Source organism: Micromonospora sp. NPDC051924, from assembly GCF_055586005.1.
Genome location: NZ_JBVJJA010000089.1, coordinates 1 through 15,056, shown reverse-complemented (window position 1 = coordinate 15,056; position 15,056 = coordinate 1). Strand labels below are relative to the sequence as shown.

The 15,056-nt window shown below is 71.7% G+C and carries 21 protein-coding genes; 9 read left to right on the top strand and 12 right to left on the bottom strand.

What is annotated here, in order from left to right:
• Window positions 1-134: 134 nt before the first annotated feature.
• The gene (locus ACZ6S5_RS34145; protein WP_466006415.1) at window positions 135-1,478 is read right to left on the bottom strand and encodes an ABC transporter substrate-binding protein; all 1,344 of its coding nucleotides are present in this window, start codon (window positions 1,476-1,478) and stop codon (window positions 135-137) included.
• A 261-nt stretch (window positions 1,479-1,739) separates the two neighbouring features.
• Here ACZ6S5_RS34145 and ACZ6S5_RS34140 point away from each other — a divergent pair, with 261 nt between their 5' ends.
• Window positions 1,740-2,519, top strand: a complete 780-nt coding sequence (locus ACZ6S5_RS34140; protein WP_466006414.1) for a M23 family metallopeptidase — start codon at window positions 1,740-1,742, stop codon at window positions 2,517-2,519.
• An 89-nt stretch (window positions 2,520-2,608) separates the two neighbouring features.
• Here ACZ6S5_RS34140 and ACZ6S5_RS34135 read toward each other — a convergent pair whose 3' ends face one another.
• The 5 genes from ACZ6S5_RS34135 to ACZ6S5_RS34115 form a co-directional block, all read right to left on the bottom strand.
• Entirely contained in the window at window positions 2,609-3,103 is a 495-nt protein-coding gene (locus ACZ6S5_RS34135) for a TspO/MBR family protein (protein WP_466006413.1), read from the bottom strand.
• A 152-nt stretch (window positions 3,104-3,255) separates the two neighbouring features.
• The gene (locus tag ACZ6S5_RS34130; RefSeq protein WP_233601029.1) at window positions 3,256-3,399 is read right to left on the bottom strand and encodes a GPGG-motif small membrane protein; all 144 of its coding nucleotides are present in this window, start codon (window positions 3,397-3,399) and stop codon (window positions 3,256-3,258) included.
• Between the two features lie 40 nt (window positions 3,400-3,439).
• Window positions 3,440-4,171, bottom strand: coding sequence for a metallophosphoesterase family protein (locus tag ACZ6S5_RS34125; protein ID WP_466006419.1), 732 nt, complete (start codon window positions 4,169-4,171; stop codon window positions 3,440-3,442).
• A 10-nt stretch (window positions 4,172-4,181) separates the two neighbouring features.
• Window positions 4,182-4,391, bottom strand: a complete 210-nt coding sequence (locus tag ACZ6S5_RS34120) for a hypothetical protein (protein WP_204335527.1) — start codon at window positions 4,389-4,391, stop codon at window positions 4,182-4,184.
• Between the two features lie 56 nt (window positions 4,392-4,447).
• Complete coding sequence (locus tag ACZ6S5_RS34115; protein ID WP_466006412.1) at window positions 4,448-5,098, bottom strand: nucleotidyltransferase; 651 nt, start codon at window positions 5,096-5,098, stop codon at window positions 4,448-4,450.
• Window positions 5,099-5,181: 83 nt separating this feature from the next.
• On the opposite strand from ACZ6S5_RS34115, the gene ACZ6S5_RS34110 reads away from it, so the two are divergent.
• A complete protein-coding gene (locus ACZ6S5_RS34110; protein ID WP_466006411.1) occupies window positions 5,182-5,892 on the top strand; it encodes a dTMP kinase in 711 nt (236 codons plus the stop codon).
• On the opposite strand, the gene ACZ6S5_RS34105 is transcribed toward ACZ6S5_RS34110, so the two are convergent.
• Complete coding sequence (locus tag ACZ6S5_RS34105; RefSeq protein ID WP_466006410.1) at window positions 5,877-6,554, bottom strand: SDR family NAD(P)-dependent oxidoreductase; 678 nt, start codon at window positions 6,552-6,554, stop codon at window positions 5,877-5,879. The genes ACZ6S5_RS34110 and ACZ6S5_RS34105 overlap by 16 nt on opposite strands.
• Before the next feature lie 310 nt (window positions 6,555-6,864).
• Between ACZ6S5_RS34105 and ACZ6S5_RS34100 the strand changes: the two genes are divergently transcribed.
• The 3 genes from ACZ6S5_RS34100 (at window position 6,865) to ACZ6S5_RS34090 (ending at window position 10,155) form a co-directional block, all read left to right on the top strand.
• Window positions 6,865-7,779, top strand: a complete 915-nt coding sequence (locus ACZ6S5_RS34100; RefSeq protein WP_466006409.1) for a MurR/RpiR family transcriptional regulator — start codon at window positions 6,865-6,867, stop codon at window positions 7,777-7,779.
• Window positions 7,776-8,714, top strand: coding sequence for an N-acetylmuramic acid 6-phosphate etherase (gene murQ, locus ACZ6S5_RS34095; RefSeq protein ID WP_466006408.1), 939 nt, complete (start codon window positions 7,776-7,778; stop codon window positions 8,712-8,714). The genes ACZ6S5_RS34100 and murQ overlap by 4 nt, the downstream gene beginning before the upstream one ends.
• A gap of 451 nt (window positions 8,715-9,165) precedes the next feature.
• Entirely contained in the window at window positions 9,166-10,155 is a 990-nt protein-coding gene (locus tag ACZ6S5_RS34090) for a sigma-70 family RNA polymerase sigma factor (RefSeq protein WP_466006418.1), read from the top strand.
• A gap of 72 nt (window positions 10,156-10,227) precedes the next feature.
• On the opposite strand, the gene ACZ6S5_RS34085 is transcribed toward ACZ6S5_RS34090, so the two are convergent.
• On the bottom strand, window positions 10,228-11,190 hold the full coding sequence (locus tag ACZ6S5_RS34085; protein ID WP_466006407.1) for a C40 family peptidase: 963 nt from the start codon (window positions 11,188-11,190) through the stop codon (window positions 10,228-10,230).
• Between the two features lie 502 nt (window positions 11,191-11,692).
• Here ACZ6S5_RS34085 and ACZ6S5_RS34080 point away from each other — a divergent pair.
• Window positions 11,693-12,214, top strand: coding sequence for a DUF6232 family protein (locus tag ACZ6S5_RS34080; RefSeq protein WP_466006406.1), 522 nt, complete (start codon window positions 11,693-11,695; stop codon window positions 12,212-12,214).
• Between the two features lies 1 nt (window position 12,215).
• Here ACZ6S5_RS34080 and ACZ6S5_RS34075 read toward each other — a convergent pair whose 3' ends face one another.
• Both ACZ6S5_RS34075 and ACZ6S5_RS34070 read right to left on the bottom strand, forming a co-directional pair.
• On the bottom strand, window positions 12,216-12,545 hold the full coding sequence (locus ACZ6S5_RS34075) for a DUF3817 domain-containing protein (RefSeq protein WP_466006405.1): 330 nt from the start codon (window positions 12,543-12,545) through the stop codon (window positions 12,216-12,218).
• 26 nt (window positions 12,546-12,571) lie between these two features.
• On the bottom strand, window positions 12,572-12,991 hold the full coding sequence (locus tag ACZ6S5_RS34070; protein WP_466006404.1) for a hypothetical protein: 420 nt from the start codon (window positions 12,989-12,991) through the stop codon (window positions 12,572-12,574).
• A gap of 121 nt (window positions 12,992-13,112) precedes the next feature.
• On the opposite strand from ACZ6S5_RS34070, the gene ACZ6S5_RS34065 reads away from it, so the two are divergent.
• From ACZ6S5_RS34065 to ACZ6S5_RS34055, 3 genes are read left to right on the top strand one after another with little or no spacing between them, the layout of a single operon-like run.
• Window positions 13,113-13,427: a DUF6158 family protein gene (locus ACZ6S5_RS34065; protein ID WP_466006403.1), complete on the top strand. Its 315-nt coding sequence runs from the start codon at window positions 13,113-13,115 to the stop codon at window positions 13,425-13,427.
• Entirely contained in the window at window positions 13,427-13,750 is a 324-nt protein-coding gene (locus ACZ6S5_RS34060) for a hypothetical protein (protein WP_466006402.1), read from the top strand. The genes ACZ6S5_RS34065 and ACZ6S5_RS34060 overlap by 1 nt, the downstream gene beginning before the upstream one ends.
• A 59-nt stretch (window positions 13,751-13,809) precedes the next feature.
• Window positions 13,810-14,322: a DUF1360 domain-containing protein gene (locus tag ACZ6S5_RS34055; RefSeq protein WP_466006417.1), complete on the top strand. Its 513-nt coding sequence runs from the start codon at window positions 13,810-13,812 to the stop codon at window positions 14,320-14,322.
• A gap of 52 nt (window positions 14,323-14,374) precedes the next feature.
• Here the strand turns inward: ACZ6S5_RS34055 and ACZ6S5_RS34050 are convergent, their stop codons facing one another.
• Together ACZ6S5_RS34050 and ACZ6S5_RS34045 are read right to left on the bottom strand one after the other, a co-directional pair.
• On the bottom strand, window positions 14,375-14,587 hold the full coding sequence (locus tag ACZ6S5_RS34050) for a hypothetical protein (RefSeq protein WP_466006401.1): 213 nt from the start codon (window positions 14,585-14,587) through the stop codon (window positions 14,375-14,377).
• Between the two features lie 36 nt (window positions 14,588-14,623).
• Window positions 14,624-14,857: a hypothetical protein gene (locus tag ACZ6S5_RS34045; protein WP_466006416.1), complete on the bottom strand. Its 234-nt coding sequence runs from the start codon at window positions 14,855-14,857 to the stop codon at window positions 14,624-14,626.
• Window positions 14,858-15,056: the final 199 nt, after the last annotated feature.

Sequence of the window (15,056 nt, the reverse complement as noted above, 5' to 3'; positions counted from 1 at the left end):
AAAAAAAACAAACCCCAAAAACAGCGGGGGACCTTTCTTTCCTCCCCACAAAACCCAACCCCCCCCCCCCCCTCCGGGGGTTCGGCTCGGTCGTTCCCCCCCCCCCCGCCCCCCCCCCCCACCACCGGCTCAGATCACTTCGGCCAGCTGTTCTCGATGCCGTTCAGGACCGTGGCAGTGTCCTTGCCGTTGATCCAGTCGACCATGCCCTTCCAGAAGGTGCCCGCGCCGACCGCGGCCGGCATCAGGTCCGAGCCGTCGAAGCGGAAGACGGTCTTCGGGTCCTGCAGGATCTGGACGGAGAGCTTGTCCACCGGGTTGGGCACGTTGTTGATGTCGAGCTTCTTGTTCGCCGACAGCCAGTCGCCGATCTTGGCGCGGCTGTTGACGTACTCGCCGGAGGCCAGGTAGGTCTGCACCGCCTGGACCTCGGGACGGTCGGCGAAGGCCGCGACGAACTCGCCGGCACCCAGCACCGGCTTGCCCTTGGCCGGGTCGACGGCCGGGAAGTAGAACGCGAAGACGTCGCCGTCCTCGGCCACCTTGGTGCCCTGCGGCCACTGGTTGGCGTAGAAGGACGCCTGCCGGTGCAGGGCGCACTTGTTCTTGATGATCGGCGTGCCGGCCTCCTGGAAGGAGGTGGTGGCGATGCTCTTCACGCCGCCGAAGCCGCCGTTGACGTACTTCTCGTTCTTGAGGATGGTGCCGGCCTTGTCGACCGCCGCGGCGACCTGCGGGTCGTTGAACGGGATGCCGTGGGTGGTCCACTGGTCATAGACCTCGGGGCCCGCCGTCCGCAGCATCACGTCCTCGATCCAGTCGGTGGCCGGCCAGCCGGTCGCGTCACCGGACTCGATGCCGGCGCACCACGGCTTGGTGCCGCTCGCCGCGATCTTGTCGCTCAGGGCGATCATCTCGTCCCAGGTGGTGGGGACGGTCCAGCCCTTCTCCTTGAAGGTCTTCGGCGAGTACCACACGTACGACTTGACGTTGGAGCCGAGCGGAACGCCGTAGAGCGTGCCGTTGACGGTGCTGTACTTCAGCCAGTCGGGGGTGAAGTTCTGCTCCGCCAGCGCCTTGGTGTCGGCGCCGACCGGCTTGAGCTTGCCCGCGTCGGCGAACCGCTTGAGCAGGCCCGGCTGGGGGATGAAGGCCAGGTCGGGGGCGTTGCCGCCGTCCACCCGGACGCCGATCTGGGCCTCGAACTCGCCCGAGCCCTCGTGGTCGATGTCGATGCCGGTGCAGTCCTCGAACTGCTTCCAGGACTGGTCCAGGCGGTCGGCCTCGATGTCCCGGATCGACGAGTAGATCGTGACCTTCTTGCCGTCGTGGCCCTGGTACTTCTCGTATGCGGCGCACTCCGGAGAGCTCGCCTTGCCGCTCTTCTTGTCGTTGCCGGTGCCGCAGGCGGTGACGCCGAGCGCCAGCCCCAGAACGCCGGCGATCGCGAGAGCCTGGCGCGATCTGGCAAACGCCATGCCGATCTCCTTCCTAGCCGGCGCGTGGGGGAATCGAACCCGCGCCGGTCCGATGGTCGTCCCCACATGTAAGCGCTTGCATCCCGCCGGGTCCAGCCCCTACCGGACACGGCCAGGTAACAATCCCGAAACCCGCTCACCGGCCGTGGGTGCGCTCCCACGCTCCGCTGATCCCGCCGGTGGGGGCCCCCTTCCCATCGATGGAACTTTCTGTCACGCTGTCCGCATCACATCGAAAACTTTCAACATAGGAGGCAGTGGATGCGTAAGCGGTGGCTCAGCCTCGCGGCCGTGGGCGCGCTCCTCGCGGCGATCCTGGTGCCGGCGACCCCGGCCATGGCAGCTCCGACCTTCAAGGTCCCGTTCCCCTGCGACCAGTCCTGGTCCGGCCAGACCAGGTCCGACCACAGCCCGGCCTACGCTATCGACTTCAACCGCACCGATGACCTCGGTGACCCGGTGGTGGCCAGCGCGCCCGGCACGGTGGATCGGGTGACCGACCTCGGTGGCACGAGCTACGGCAAGTACGTGCGGATCGACCACGGCAACGGTTACACCACCTACTACGCCCACCTGAGCGCCTTCAACGTCTCGGTCGGGCAGACCGTCGGCTACGGCAAGGTGATCGGGTACGTGGGCAGCACCGGCGGTTCCACCGGCCCGCACCTGCACTACGAGCAGCGGCTCAACGGCAACGACATCCAGGTCCGCTTCAACGGGGCACTCGCCCTCTACTGGGGCACCAAGACGTACACCAGCGACAACGGCTGCTCCGGCACGAACTACGGCGTGGGGACGGTCAACACCACCTCCGGGGCGAGCCTGACGATCCGCTCCGGCCCGGGCACCGGCTACGACGCGGTCGGCTCGGTCGCCGACGGCGCCAGGGTGACGATCTACTGCCAGACCAGCGGCAGCTCGGTCACCGGCACGTACGGCACCAGCTCGATCTGGGACCGGATCGGCACCGGGAAGTACGTCTCCGACGCGTACGTCTACACCGGCTACGACGGCTACATCCCCGGCGTGCCACGCTGCTGACCCCACCGAGCTCGTCGATCATGAAGTTGGCGGCACCTGTGGAGATCCACACCGCCGCCAACTTCGTGATCGGCGCGCCGGGGGCCGGGTCAGGTGTTCAGCCGCCAAATTGCGAGGTTGAGGGCGCCGGCGAAGGTGACCCAGGCCCAGTAGGTGAGCATCAGGCCGGCCGCGGGGCCGGAGACCCGCCGGAACCGGTCCACGGTCACCCCGATGGCCAGCCACATCAGCACCAGCTCGGCGAAGGCCAGGCCGTACCGTCCGGCGGCGAAGAAGAGCGGGGTCCAGAGCGCGTTCAGGGCGAGCTGGGCGGCCCAGGCCCAGAGCGCCGGTCCCCACCCGACCCGCCGCCAGACCAGCCAGCCGGCCAGCGCGATCAACGCGTAGAGGAGGGTCCAGACCGGGTCGAAGAGCCAGGCCGGGGGCGCCCAGGAGGGCCGTTCGAGGCCGGCGTACTCCTGCCGGGCGCCCTGCACGCCGAGTCCGCCGACTGCCGCCGCGGCGGTCACCGCCGCGCCGAACGCGAGCAGTGCCCAGCCCTTCCCGGCCCGGCCGAGCCGGCGGATGCTTCCCGAGACGGTCATGTCACCGGATGCCCTGAAGCCCGGATCGGACAAACCGCCGCGGACGTGAAACGCCGGGGTCGTCGGGGCCGGTGGTTCCTGTCTGGGAGGACGGAACTCCGGGCCCGACGACCCCGGCGGGTCAGGGGGTATGAGGAAGACGCGGATCAGGATCAGGTGAAGATGCTGACGCCGCCCGGGCCGACCAGCAGGCCGATGATGATGAGGACGATGCCCCACAGGATCTGCCGGCGGAACAGCGCGAGGATGCCGGCGACCACCAGTACGACTGCGAGAATCCAAAGAAGCAGGCTCAACATGCGATCATCAATACCCTTCTTCCTCGGTCTCAAACCCTCATGATCGGTCGAGGTGGTCGCCCAGGTGGAAGATGCTGTACGCCTGCTTGATCACTGGGTGGGCGACGTTGCGGACCCGGACACCACCCGGGGTGGTGCCACGCTCGGTGCCGTGGTGGGCGTGCCCGTGCAGGGCCAGCGCGGTGGGTGCCGAGTCGATCGCCTGCCCGAGCTGGTAGCAGCCGAGGAACGGGTAGATCTCCAGCGGTTCGCCGGCCAGCGTGTCCGGCACGGGGGAGTAGTGGGTCAGCGCGACCAGCAGGTCGCAGTCCAGCCCGCGCAGCGCCTCGCCCAGCGTGTCCGCGCTGTCCTTGGTCGTCCGGACGAACGCCTTCATCTCCGGCTCGCCGAAGTCGCTGGCGCAGCGCCCGGCGAACCCGCCGCCGAAGCCCTTCGCGCCGGCCACGCCGAGCCGGCCGCCGGCGCACTCCAGCACGATCCCGTTTCCCTCCAGGACGGTGATTCCCACGTCCTCCAGCACCTTGACCACCTGCGGCACCTGGTCGCACTGGTGGTCGTGGTTGCCCAGCACGGTGATCACCGGCACCCCGAGGTTCCCGAACTCCTGCGCCACGCACCGCGCCTCGGCCTCGGTCCCGTGCCGGGTCAGGTCGCCGGCGAGCAGCAGCACGTCCGCGCAGTCGGGCAGCTCCTCCAGCGCCGGCCGGAACCGGCCGACCACGTCCTCGTCCAGGTGCACGTCCCCGACGGCGGCGATCCGGATCACGATCGAACCTCCCTCACGGCAGCTCCTCGACCTGGCTGGGCGCCTGGGTGCGGGTCACGCCGATGTCGCTGGTGATCGGCACGTCGGGGAAGCGCTCGGCCACCCGGCGCAGGATCTCCTCCCGCCGGTGCGGGCTCTCCACCTCGCCGTAGAGCACCAGGCCGCGCTCGCGCCGGACCACGGTGATGCCCTGTTCGGCGACGGACGGGTCCTCGGCCAGCATGCTCTGGATCTCCGCCTCGACGTACTCGTCGGGCGGCGCGTCGCCGGGCTGTCCGGTCACGGGATCTCCCTTCCTGCGGACGTGCCGCCGGGCAGCACGTCCAGCCGGTCGAGCAGCACCAGGAACGCCTCGGCGTACGGCGAGTGCTGCGTCTCCTTCCGTACCCGTTCCCAGTCGATCTGTTCCCGCAGCGAGCGGGCCAGCGGCAGGGCGCGGGCGAAGTCGCAGTAGTGCTGGGAGAAGCTGAGCAGCTTGTGCACCATGAGCTGGCTGGCCGAGAGCACCGGCATGTGGATCGCGTCGACCGGTCGGACGATGGTGTCGGCGAAGGTCTCCTCGGTCACCGGGGTCTCGATCGGCCGGTGGATCAGGTCCACCATGCGCCCCTCGTCGTAGACCTTGACCAGCCAGTCCTCCGGCGGGCGCTCGGCGGTGAAGCCGGCCTCGACCAGCGCCTCCAGTGCCCGGTCCACGTCCTGTTCGCGGATCAGGAAGTCCACGTCGTGCTCGCTGGAGTGGCCGCCGTGGGCGTACACGGCGAAGCTCCCCCCGAGCGCGAAGGGGATCTCGGACTGCTTGAGCACGGCGGCGACCTTCTTCAGGGTGTGCACCAGGGTTTCGTCCCCGCGCTCGGCCATCTGGGTCTCCCGTCGTCGTGGGTGGCGGTGGGAATGAAGTTGCGTACCCGGCGAACCGTTCAGCCACACCTGTGGCCGTCGCGCCCGGGGCGGGACGGGGCAGATGCGGACAAACCGTCAAGGAGGAGCGCCGGTCGGCTAGCCTCGGCGAGGTGGCCAGGTCACTGCGGGTGCGGCGCGGCAGGGCCCGACTGCGCGCCGTCGCCCTGATCGGCATCGACGGCTCGGGCAAGACCACCCAGGCCCACCGGCTCGCCGAGGCGCTCACCGCCGCGGGCCACCCCGCCACCTACCACCGCAACGCCGGCGGCCGGCGCTGGCTCGGCCGGGTCGCCCACCGGCTCGGCCGGCCGGACGCGCAACGCCTGGTCGGCCGGGACGGCCTGCTCGCGGTCGAGTCCGTGCTCCGCTGGCTGGCCATCGCCCTGGCGCTGCTGAGCTGCCTGGTCACCGGCCGGACCGCGGTGATGGATCGCTACGCCGCCTGCCAGTACGCCAGCATCCGGGCGCACGGCGGGCAGCGCTGGGAGCGGCTGGCCCGGGCCGGCTACCGGGTCTTCCCGGCGCCCCAGGTCACCTTCCTGCTTGCCGTCGACCCGGCCGAGGCGTACCGGCGGATCGAGCGCCGCGGCACCGACCACGAGAGCATGCGATGGCTCACCGCCGCCGCCACCGCCTACCGGACGCTGCCGGAGTACGCCAGCTTCGTGGTGGTCGACGCGAACGGTTCGCCCGAGGAGGTGTCCCGCCTGATCCGCGCCCACCTGACGGAGTGGCTCCCGGGCGAGCCGCCGACAGCCGCCGGTGGCAACCGGCCGCCCAAGGGGCGGGACGGTCCGGTCCCGGCTCAGGCCCGCCCGTAGACCGGGATGCTCGCGCCGCTGGTCGGCGCCGACTCGTCGGAGGCCAGGAAGCGGATCACCCCGGCGATCTCGGCCGGCGGGACCCACCGCCGGTGATCGGCGTCCGGCTGGGCGGCCCGGTTGGCCGGCGTGTCGATGACGCTGGGCAGCACCGTGTTGCACCGGACCCCGTGCTGCCGGTACTCGACCGCGACCGCGTTGGCGAAGGCGAGCACCGCCGCCTTGGCCGTGGCGTAGCCGGCCGCGCCGGGAAAGGGGGCCACCGCCGCCCGCGCCGAGACGCAGACCACCGCGCCGCCGCCGGCCGCCACCAGGTGCGGCAACGCCGCCTGGGTGACCAGGTACGTCGGGCGCAGATTGATCCGTAGCATCCGGTCGAACTCCTCGACCGGGGTCTCGTGCACCAGCCCGCCGCTGGCGTACCCGCCGACCAGGTTGACCACCGCGCGCAGCGGCGCCGCCGGCTCGGCGGTGGCCGCCGCCACGGCCCGCGCCGCCCCCTCGGGATCCAGCAGGTCGGCCGCGACGCGGACCGGACCGGCCGTCCCGCGACCCTCCCGTTCCGGTACGACCACCCGCCAGCCGGCCCTCAGAAAGGCGGCGGTGACCGCTCCGCCCAGCCCGCCCGAGCCCCCGCTCACCAGCACCGTGCGCTCCGCCATGGCCACACGCTAGCGGCCCGCCCCGCGCGGCGGTGGTCGGGGCGCGATCCGGCCCGGTCGGTGCCGGCCCGTCCGGGTCCGGCCGGTCGGGCCGGCCGTCCGGTGACCCGACCCGACCGTCCGGCCGGTGTCAGGTGCACGACGGCCGATCCGCCGGTGGGCCGGCGTGGCCGAGTCGACCGGACCGGAGGAGGCGGCCGGGCTGCGGGAATGGCACCCTTGCCGGGTGGGACCCGCGCGGAAGGCGGTACTTTTCCCGATACGCGCCGTCATGGTTGACGGTCACGCCTCGTGAAAGTAAGTTTCATCCGTGGCGAAGAGTCCGAAGATTTCTGCGAGTCACGAGCCCGGTGGACTGATCGTCCACATCAGTGGCCTGCTCCCGTCGCTGTCCCCGGCCGAGCAGCGGGTGGCCCGGCTGGTCGTGGCCGACCCGGCGGACGCCGCCCGGCGCACCATCACCGACCTCGCCACCGCCGCCGAGACCTCGGAGGCCACCGTCATCCGGTTCTGCCGGTCGGTCGGCATGGACGGCTACCCCCAGCTGCGGATCCGGCTCGCCGCCGAGGCCGCCCGCCGGGTCGAGCCGCCGGACGCCCGGGTGGTCGGCGGTGACATTCCGCCGGGGGCCGACCTCGCGCAGATCATCGCGACCATCGCGTTCAACGACGCCCGCGCCGTCGAGGAGACCGCCGAGCAGCTCGACCCGGCGGTCTGCGAGCAGGTGGTCGAGGCGATCGCGGCGGCCGGCCGGATCGACGTCTACGGCGCCGGCGCCAGCGGCTTCGTCGCCTCCGACTTCCAGCAGAAGCTGCACCGGATCGGCCGGACCGCCTTCTACTTCCCGGACGTGCACACCGCGCTGACCTCGGCCGCGCTGCTCGGCCGGGGCGACGTCGCGGTCGGCATCTCGCACACCGGCACCACCTCGGACGTCATCGAGGTGCTGGAGCAGGCCCGGGCCCGGGGCGCCACCACGGTGGCGCTGACGAACTTCCCCCGGTCGCCGATCACCGAGGTGGCCGACCACGTGCTCACCACCGCCGCCCGGGAGACCACGTACCGCTCCGGCGCGATGGCCAGCCGGCTGGCCCAGCTCACCGTGGTCGACTGCCTCTTCGTCGGCGTGGCGGCGCGCAGCCGGGCCAAGGCCAAGAAGGCGCTGGAGGTGACGGCCGAGGCGGTCCAGTCGCACCGGGTCGGCTCCGGCCGGAGGCGGGCATGACGGTGGAGCCGGACGAGGTCGCCGAGGTGCGGCCCGTGGTACGGGTGGGTGCGCCCACCGAGCGGCGCAACCCGCACAGCCTCGACCTCGACCTGATGTCGACCCGCGACGTGCTCACCGTGATCAACGAGGCGGACCGGCGGGTGCCGGCGGCAGTGGCCGCCGTCCTCGACGAGATCGCGGAGACCGTCGACCTGGCGGTGGCCGCGCTGCGCGGCGGGCACCGGGTGCACTACTTCGGCGCCGGCACCTCCGGCCGGCTCGGCGTGCTGGACGCCGCCGAGCTCGCGCCGACCTTCAACTCGCCGCGACACTGGTTCTGCGCCCACCTGGCCGGCGGGCCGGAGGCGATGTGGCGGGCCGTGGAGGACGCCGAGGACGACGAGCGCGGCGGGTCCGCCGAGGCCACCGACTGCGTACGCCCCGGCGACCTGGTGGTCGGCCTGGCGGCCAGCGGACGCACCCCGTACGTCCTGGGGGCGCTCGCCGCGTCCCGGGCCCAGGGCGCCTCGACCGTGCTGCTCTGCGCCAATCCGGAGGCCGACGCCGCCTCGTCGGTGGACGTCTTCATCGGGGTGGACACCGGACCGGAGGTGGTCACCGGGTCGACCCGGATGAAGGCGGGCACCGCGCAGAAGTTGGTGCTCAACACCTTCTCCACGGCCGTCATGGTGCGCCTCGGGCGGGTCTACTCGAACCTCATGATCGACATGGTGGCCACCAACGCCAAGCTGCGCGGCCGGATGATCTCGATCCTGATGGAGGCCACCGGCTGCGCCGAGGAGGTCTGCCGGGTGGCCCTGCACGAGGCCGACGGCGACCTCAAGACCGCCCTGGTCTCGCTGGTCTCCGGCGCGGAGGTCTCCGCCGCCCGGGCCGCGCTGGCCCGCTCCGCCGACCAGGTACGCGGCGCGCTGGCCCTGCTCGCCTCCTGACCGGCCCGCGCCCCCCGTCCCCGCAGCCACGTCCCCGGTGCGACGCGAATCACGCCGCGGCGGGGACGTCTCCCGCGCTGCGGATTGTTCAAGGAGGCGTGGGGTAATCCTCACCCGTGGCTGAACCGACCGGTCCACGGACGCGTATGTGGCAGTGACCAGGATCGCAATGACGCGGTGACGCGGGTCGCTGTGTTCATGGATTTCGCAATGGTGCGATTCCATGGGCGGACGCTGATTCCGCTGCTCCGGCGCCCTGTCCAGCAGGGCGTACGCGAGCCACCCGAGCGGGGCCCTGACAGCAAACATGGACCGGGCTCTCAGCTACTACTCAGGCATTCGTGACAGTTTCGACTCACGACATGGAATCCCCGACGCGTCTCGTCTGTTGTGTAGGTGTCAGCACCTACGGGCACAGCAGAGGTTACGGGGAGGGCTGATGAACGTGGGGATGGCAAGGAACCGGGCAACCGGCGCGAGCGAGGGGACCGTGGCAATCGTGGACAAGAACATCGGCATGCGTACCGACGAGGTCGCCGAGGAGCGGGACCTGGTCGGCGTCTACCTGCACGAGATCTCCCGGACGCCGCTGCTGGACGCCGCCAAGGAGGTCGACCTCTCCAAGGCGATCGAGGCCGGCCTCTACGCCGAGCACCTGCTCGACGAGGACCGCGTCCCGGCCGGCGTCGACCGGGAGGAGCTGGAGCGGCTGGTCGTCGAGGGTGAGCGCGCGAAGGACCTGTTCATCCGCGCCAACCTGCGACTGGTCGTGTCGATCGCCCGCCGCTACGTGCGCTCGGGCATGCCCATGCTGGATCTGATCCAGGAGGGCAACACCGGCCTGGTCCGGGCGGTCGAGAAGTTCGACTACGAGCGCGGTTACAAGTTCTCCACCTACGCGACCTGGTGGATCCGCCAGGCCATCAGCCGGGCGATCGCCCAGCAGGAGCGGACGGTGCGGCTGCCCGTGCACCTGGTCGAGGACGTCAACCGGATGCGGAACGTGGCCCGCCAGCTCACCCGTGAGCTGGGCAGCGACCCGGAGCCGGAGCAGATCGCGGCGGCGCTCGGCGTGACCGTCGAGCGGGTCAACGAGCTGGTCCGCTGGTCGCAGGACACCGTGTCGCTGGACACCCCGGTCGGCGACGACGGCGACACCAACCTCGGCGACCTGGTCGCCGACAGCGACGCCCCGTCGCCGGAGGAGATCGTTCTCACCGGTCTGGAGCGGCAGCGGATCGAGGGTCTGCTCAACCACCTCGACGACCGTTCCGCCGGCATCATGCGGGCCCGGTACGGCCTCGAGGACGGCCGGGAGCACTCGCTGACCGAGGTCGCCTCGCGGTTCTCGCTCTCCCGGGAGCGGATCCGCCAGCTGGAGATCCAGGCCCTCGGCCGGCTCCGCGAGCTGGCTCGCGCCGAGGGGCTGCAGGCGGCCTGAGCTGGTAGTAATTGACACAACGAACGGCCGGCGTCCGATAGGGGGACGCCGGCCGTTCGTCGTGTCGAGGGGTCAGCGCACCCGGCCGTAGCCGGCGATGGGCATGATGTTCATGTCGCGCTTCAGGACGTTGCGGCCCGCGCTGGGCGCGTCGATGATCTGACCGCTGCCCACGTAGAGCGAAACGTGCCCCAGCCCTTCGTAGAAGACGAGGTCGCCCGGCTGCAGTGAGGTGCGGCTGATCCGAGCGGTGGCGTCCCACTGCATCGCCGCGTTGTGCGGCAGCGACTTGCCGGCCGCCCGCCAGGACGCCAGGGTGAGGCCCGAGCAGTCGTAGCCGTCGGGCCCGTCGGCACCGTAGACGTACGGCTTGCCGATCGCGCCGTACGCGTAGCGCACCGCCACGCCGGCCGAACCGGAGATGTTCGGCGCGCTGCTGGTGGACCTGGTCGGCGCCTCGGTGGCCCGGCCGTACGCCTGCCGCCGCAGCTGGTAGAGCTTGGCGAGGTCGGTCTCGATCTTCTTCTTGCCCGCCGAGAGCTGCTTGGCCTGGGCGGCCTGCCGGGCCAGGGTGGCGTCCAGTCGGGTCTTCTGGTCGATCAGCTTGCGCTGGTTCTCGGTGAAGCCGTTGAGAGTTGCCTGGCGCTGCCGGGTCAACTGGTCCAGGGCGCCCAGCCGCTCGGGCAGGGTGATCGAGCTGCCCGGCTCCAGCAGCGCCTGCGCGGTCCGCAGCCCGCCGGTCTTGTACGCGGTGACGGCGAGGATGCCCACCTCGGCGCGGCTCTGCTCGGTCTGCGCCTGCAGCGGGCCGATCCGGGTCTGCAACGTGGCCGCGGTGGCCTTGTTGGCCTTGATCTCCTCGTTGAGCTTGTTGTAGGACTCGACGATTCGCTCCAGCTCAGTCGAGGACTTCTCGATCTGCTTGGTCAGCTCGGCGGGAGTGGGCGTGGCCCGAGCCACCGATGCCGGCGCGATCAGCGCGGCCGAGAGGCCGGCCACCGCCAACGCGCGCAGCAGCATCCGTAAGGACGACAAGAGCGGAAAGCTCCTCTCCGACGCTCGCCGGGACCGTGGTGCGCCCCGGCGACACCGGCCCGGAGCCATCCGGGTGGATGGCGGTCGACCGGACCGGCCTGCACAACCTAACCCGGGACGAGAGTGGGCGGGAGTTGAAGCAGGGGCGAATGTTGGCAAAGTGTCGGAAAGTGAAACTGATGACAGTGACGCTTCGTGACCGGTTCGCCGGCCGATGGTGGCGGGGCGGCGCCGGATGGGCTGGTTGGCGCCGCTGGCCCGATTCGTCGTTCTGGGCGTATGTCGCCATGCCCCTCCGGCGAAAATGCCGATAAAGGCAAAAATGACGGTCTTTTTCCGGCGGTGCATGCTGCGCTGACGCGTCCCTCGCCAGGGAAAACGCCCCGGCTTGGGTGGCGCGTGCGCCACACAATGAAGCGCGGAACCGGGAATCCCGCCAGACCCCATCGACGTGCGTCAACGGTGGCGCGGACGCCCGGCGCGCGATCCCTGGGAGGACGCCGTGCAGACCGATGGCTCCACCACCCGCCCGCCCCGCCCGCCCCGGGCGGCCACCCCGACCCTCCTCTACGCCCGCCCCGGCATCGTGGTCACCGCCGAACGCTTCACCGCCGGCCGGACCAGCTGGCCGGTCGCCGAACTCAGCCAGGTCTGGACCACCCGTGGCCCGCACGACCGGCTCGCCCTGCGGGCGGTCGGGGTGAGCGCCGCCCTGATCGGCGCGGTCGGGGTGCTGCTCGGGTTCACCGGCGGGCTGCAGCGGCTCACCGCGGCCGCGTACCTGACGCTCGGCGCGGTCGGCCTGCTGCCGGTGCTGCTGGTGCTGATCGGCGACCGCTGGCGTCCCCCGGCGTACGAACTGTGGGGGCGGTACAAGGGCACCGAGGTGCTCCTGTTCAGCAGCGACGACGAGCGGCAGTTCGGCCAGGTCACCCGTGCCCTGCGGCGGGCCCGGGAGGGCGTGCGCCTGGGCGGCTGGGAGGACCCGGTGGCCTCGGCCGGGGTGTGGCGGCCGAACCGGTGAGTCAGCCGGCGACCGGCTCCGGGGTCCGGGGCCGGTCGGCCTCGGCCAGCCAGTGGCTCACCCGGCGCTCGGCGTAGAACGACACGAACGGCACCGTCCCGGCGAGCATCACCAGCAGCATCCGCTTCAGCGGAAAGTCGGCCCGCCGGGACAGGTCGAAGGTGAGCGCCAGGTAGATCATGTAGAGCCAGCCGTGCGCGGTGCCGACCACGGCCACCACGGTCGGGCTGTCGAAGAAGTACTTCAACGGCATGCCGATCAGGACCAGCACCACCAGCGCCACGCCCACGATCCAGGCGATCACGCGGTACCGGGTAAGGGCTCCGCCCACCGTCGTCCGTCCTTCCGAAGCCGGCGTCAGCCGGGGTAGTCGCCGGGCCTCGCGCCCGGGTTGGCGTTCAACCATGACAGGTAGCGGTTGTAGTCGACGAGGTCGCCGTCCTCGGCCCCGTCGACCGGGGCGGCCGGCACGCGGCTGACCCGCACGGGCCGGCGTACCGCGGGGGCGCCGGTCGCCGGTTCGGGCCCGGCGGCCGCCGGCGGCGCCGGGGTGGCCGGCTCCTCGGGCGTGCCGCGCAGCGTGTGTCGCACCTCACGCCACCAGACGAAGACCACGAAGCCGGCGAAGACCGGCCACTCGATCGCGTACCCGAAGCTGAGCGTGTTGCCCCCGGCGGCCCGGGTGACCTGCCACCAGCCGAGCCCGAGGAAGCCCACGACCAGCACGACCATGGCCACATGGCGGGCGATCCACGCCGGTGTCCAGAGCCGCTTCATGCCATCGAGGGTACCGGGGCCCGCGCCCGTCTCCGACGCCGCGTCGTAGGTGGCGGGGTTTGGTGGCACTGCCGGTGGGCATCCGTCTAGACGCCAGCCCGAACGAGACGAGGGGGCGACGATGACCGAATCAGTACGCCGTGACGCCAGCCCGGAGCAGCGGGTGAGCGAGTGGGACGGCGACCACGCCCGGACGGACCCGGTGAGCGGCGACATCGACGGCGAGCTGCTCGGCGTGGACCCGGCCGAGCTGGGCGACGAGGACCTGATCCGGGAGATGCACAGCCTGCACCGGACCCGGCTGGACACCCTGCGGCACGCCACCGACTCCGCGCTCGCCAACCACCTGCGCCGCACCGCCGAGCTGGAGACCGAGTACCTCGCCCGACACCCCGGCCGCGAGGTCGACCCGAGCCGGCTGCGGGGCGGTGCCTGATGGCCAGCCATGCCGAGCGCGGCATGTCCGCCCCGCCCGAGGTGGTGTTCAACACCGCCACCGACCCCGACCGGTCGGCGGCCTGGCTGCCGGAGGCGCTGCGGCGCTCCGGAACGCACCGGGTGGAGATCGTCGACAGCGAGGACATGCGGGCGCGCTGGAGCTCCGACGCCGCCGGCTGGGCGGCGGACATCGACGTGGAGCCGGCCGATGCGGGCGGCGCCCGGGTGCGGCTGGACCTGTCCGGCACCGATCACGGAATGGCCGACGAGATCCTGGCCAGTCTCGCCCGCGAGGTGGCCGACAACCTCACCGCCGGCTGAGCCGGCCCCGCGACGAGAACCGAGGAGGCCGGGTGACCGGGGAGGGCCTGAAGCAGAAGATGGCGCGCCTGCGCCAGGCGTACGCGCCGCACGAGCAGCGGCCGCTGGAGGGCTACCTGAAGGCGATGGGCACGTACGCGGCGGTGACCGCGTCCCTCGTGGGCCTGGTCAAGGCGACCCGGCGGCCCGTCCCGGAGCGGCCCTCGCCGGGCGACGTGGTGCTGCTCTGCATCGCGACCCACAAGCTCAGCCGGCTGCTGTCCAAGGACGCGATCACCAGTCCGCTGCGCGCGCCGTTCACCCGCTACGACCACCCGATCGGCAGTGGCGAGGTGATGGAGCAGGTCCGGGACGAGGGCAGCCCCACCCGGCACGCCCTCGGTGAGTTGGTGAGCTGCCCGTTCTGTCTGGCGGTCTGGGTCGCCACCGGGCTGACCGGGGGACTGGTGCTGGCCCCGCGGCTCACCCGGCTGGTCGCGACCGCGCTGACCGCGGTGGCCGCCTCCGACTTCCTTCAGATGGGGTACGCGGCGGCCCAGCGGGCGGCCGAGGGCGGGCACCAGGAGAAGTGAGCCCACGAGAAAGGGGCCGGCGCCGCGGCGCCGGCCCCTTCGTTCGGGTCGCTCAGGTGGGAGACGTGCCGTGGTTCTCCCCGGCCCAGCCGCGCGGCGCCTCTGGCTCGCGCCGTTCCTCGTCCTCGCCGGTGATGATGTCCTCGTCCACCGCGGTCTCCTCGTGCTCCTCGGCGAAGTCCGGGTCGCCGTTCGGATCCGGCGCCGACGCCGGATCACCGAGTGCCTCGATGTGGTGTCGCTGCCCCTGGTCGCGGTCGGTCATCCCACTGTCCTCTCCGTCGTGCCGTTCCGGGGCCGCTCAGGCGACGGTCCCGCCGAGCAGGTCGGCCGCCTCGTCGGCCGCGTACTCGCCCTGGGGCAGCGCGGCGATCCGGGTGAGCAGCTCAGCGGGCAGTTCGGCGGCCACCGCGCGGCGGTAGATCTCCGCCTGGGTGACCCGTTCCTGGCCGTGGTAAATGTCGTCGAGCAGTTCGTCGAGCGGCCGGGTGTCCGGCTGGTCGGTCACGGGCGCGTCGTCGGTCACGCCGAACAGCTACCCGGGCCCGAATCGGTCAAACGTCACGGGCCCGGCCCGACGGCGGCGTGACGGCGGACACGCCGCCGCCCGGAACACCGGGCCGGTGCCGGTCGTTGTGCAGAGCGTCGGTGTGTCCAGTGTCCCCGGGCCTCACCTAATTTGCCTTCGCGGAATACCGTCCGGCTGGAGCCGCGTCGCGCCACTCGCCGAGAGG

Excerpts from the sequence above, each read along its gene's own strand:
- ACZ6S5_RS34145 (WP_466006415.1), bottom strand. The coding sequence starts at position 1,478 with ATGGCGTTTGCCAGATCGCGCCAGGCTCTCGCGATCGCCGGCGTTCTG.
- ACZ6S5_RS34140 (WP_466006414.1), top strand. The coding sequence starts at position 1,740 with ATGCGTAAGCGGTGGCTCAGCCTCGCGGCCGTGGGCGCGCTCCTCGCG.
- ACZ6S5_RS34135 (WP_466006413.1), bottom strand. The coding sequence starts at position 3,103 with ATGACCGTCTCGGGAAGCATCCGCCGGCTCGGCCGGGCCGGGAAGGGC.
- ACZ6S5_RS34120 (WP_204335527.1), bottom strand. The coding sequence starts at position 4,391 with ATGCTGGCCGAGGACCCGTCCGTCGCCGAACAGGGCATCACCGTGGTC.
- ACZ6S5_RS34105 (WP_466006410.1), bottom strand. The coding sequence starts at position 6,554 with ATGGCGGAGCGCACGGTGCTGGTGAGCGGGGGCTCGGGCGGGCTGGGC.
- murQ (WP_466006408.1), top strand. The coding sequence starts at position 7,776 with ATGACGGTGGAGCCGGACGAGGTCGCCGAGGTGCGGCCCGTGGTACGG.
- ACZ6S5_RS34090 (WP_466006418.1), top strand. The coding sequence starts at position 9,166 with ATGGCAAGGAACCGGGCAACCGGCGCGAGCGAGGGGACCGTGGCAATC.
- ACZ6S5_RS34070 (WP_466006404.1), bottom strand. The coding sequence starts at position 12,991 with ATGAAGCGGCTCTGGACACCGGCGTGGATCGCCCGCCATGTGGCCATG.
- ACZ6S5_RS34065 (WP_466006403.1), top strand. The coding sequence starts at position 13,113 with ATGACCGAATCAGTACGCCGTGACGCCAGCCCGGAGCAGCGGGTGAGC.
- ACZ6S5_RS34060 (WP_466006402.1), top strand. The coding sequence starts at position 13,427 with ATGGCCAGCCATGCCGAGCGCGGCATGTCCGCCCCGCCCGAGGTGGTG.
- ACZ6S5_RS34055 (WP_466006417.1), top strand. The coding sequence starts at position 13,810 with ATGGCGCGCCTGCGCCAGGCGTACGCGCCGCACGAGCAGCGGCCGCTG.
- ACZ6S5_RS34050 (WP_466006401.1), bottom strand. The coding sequence starts at position 14,587 with ATGACCGACCGCGACCAGGGGCAGCGACACCACATCGAGGCACTCGGT.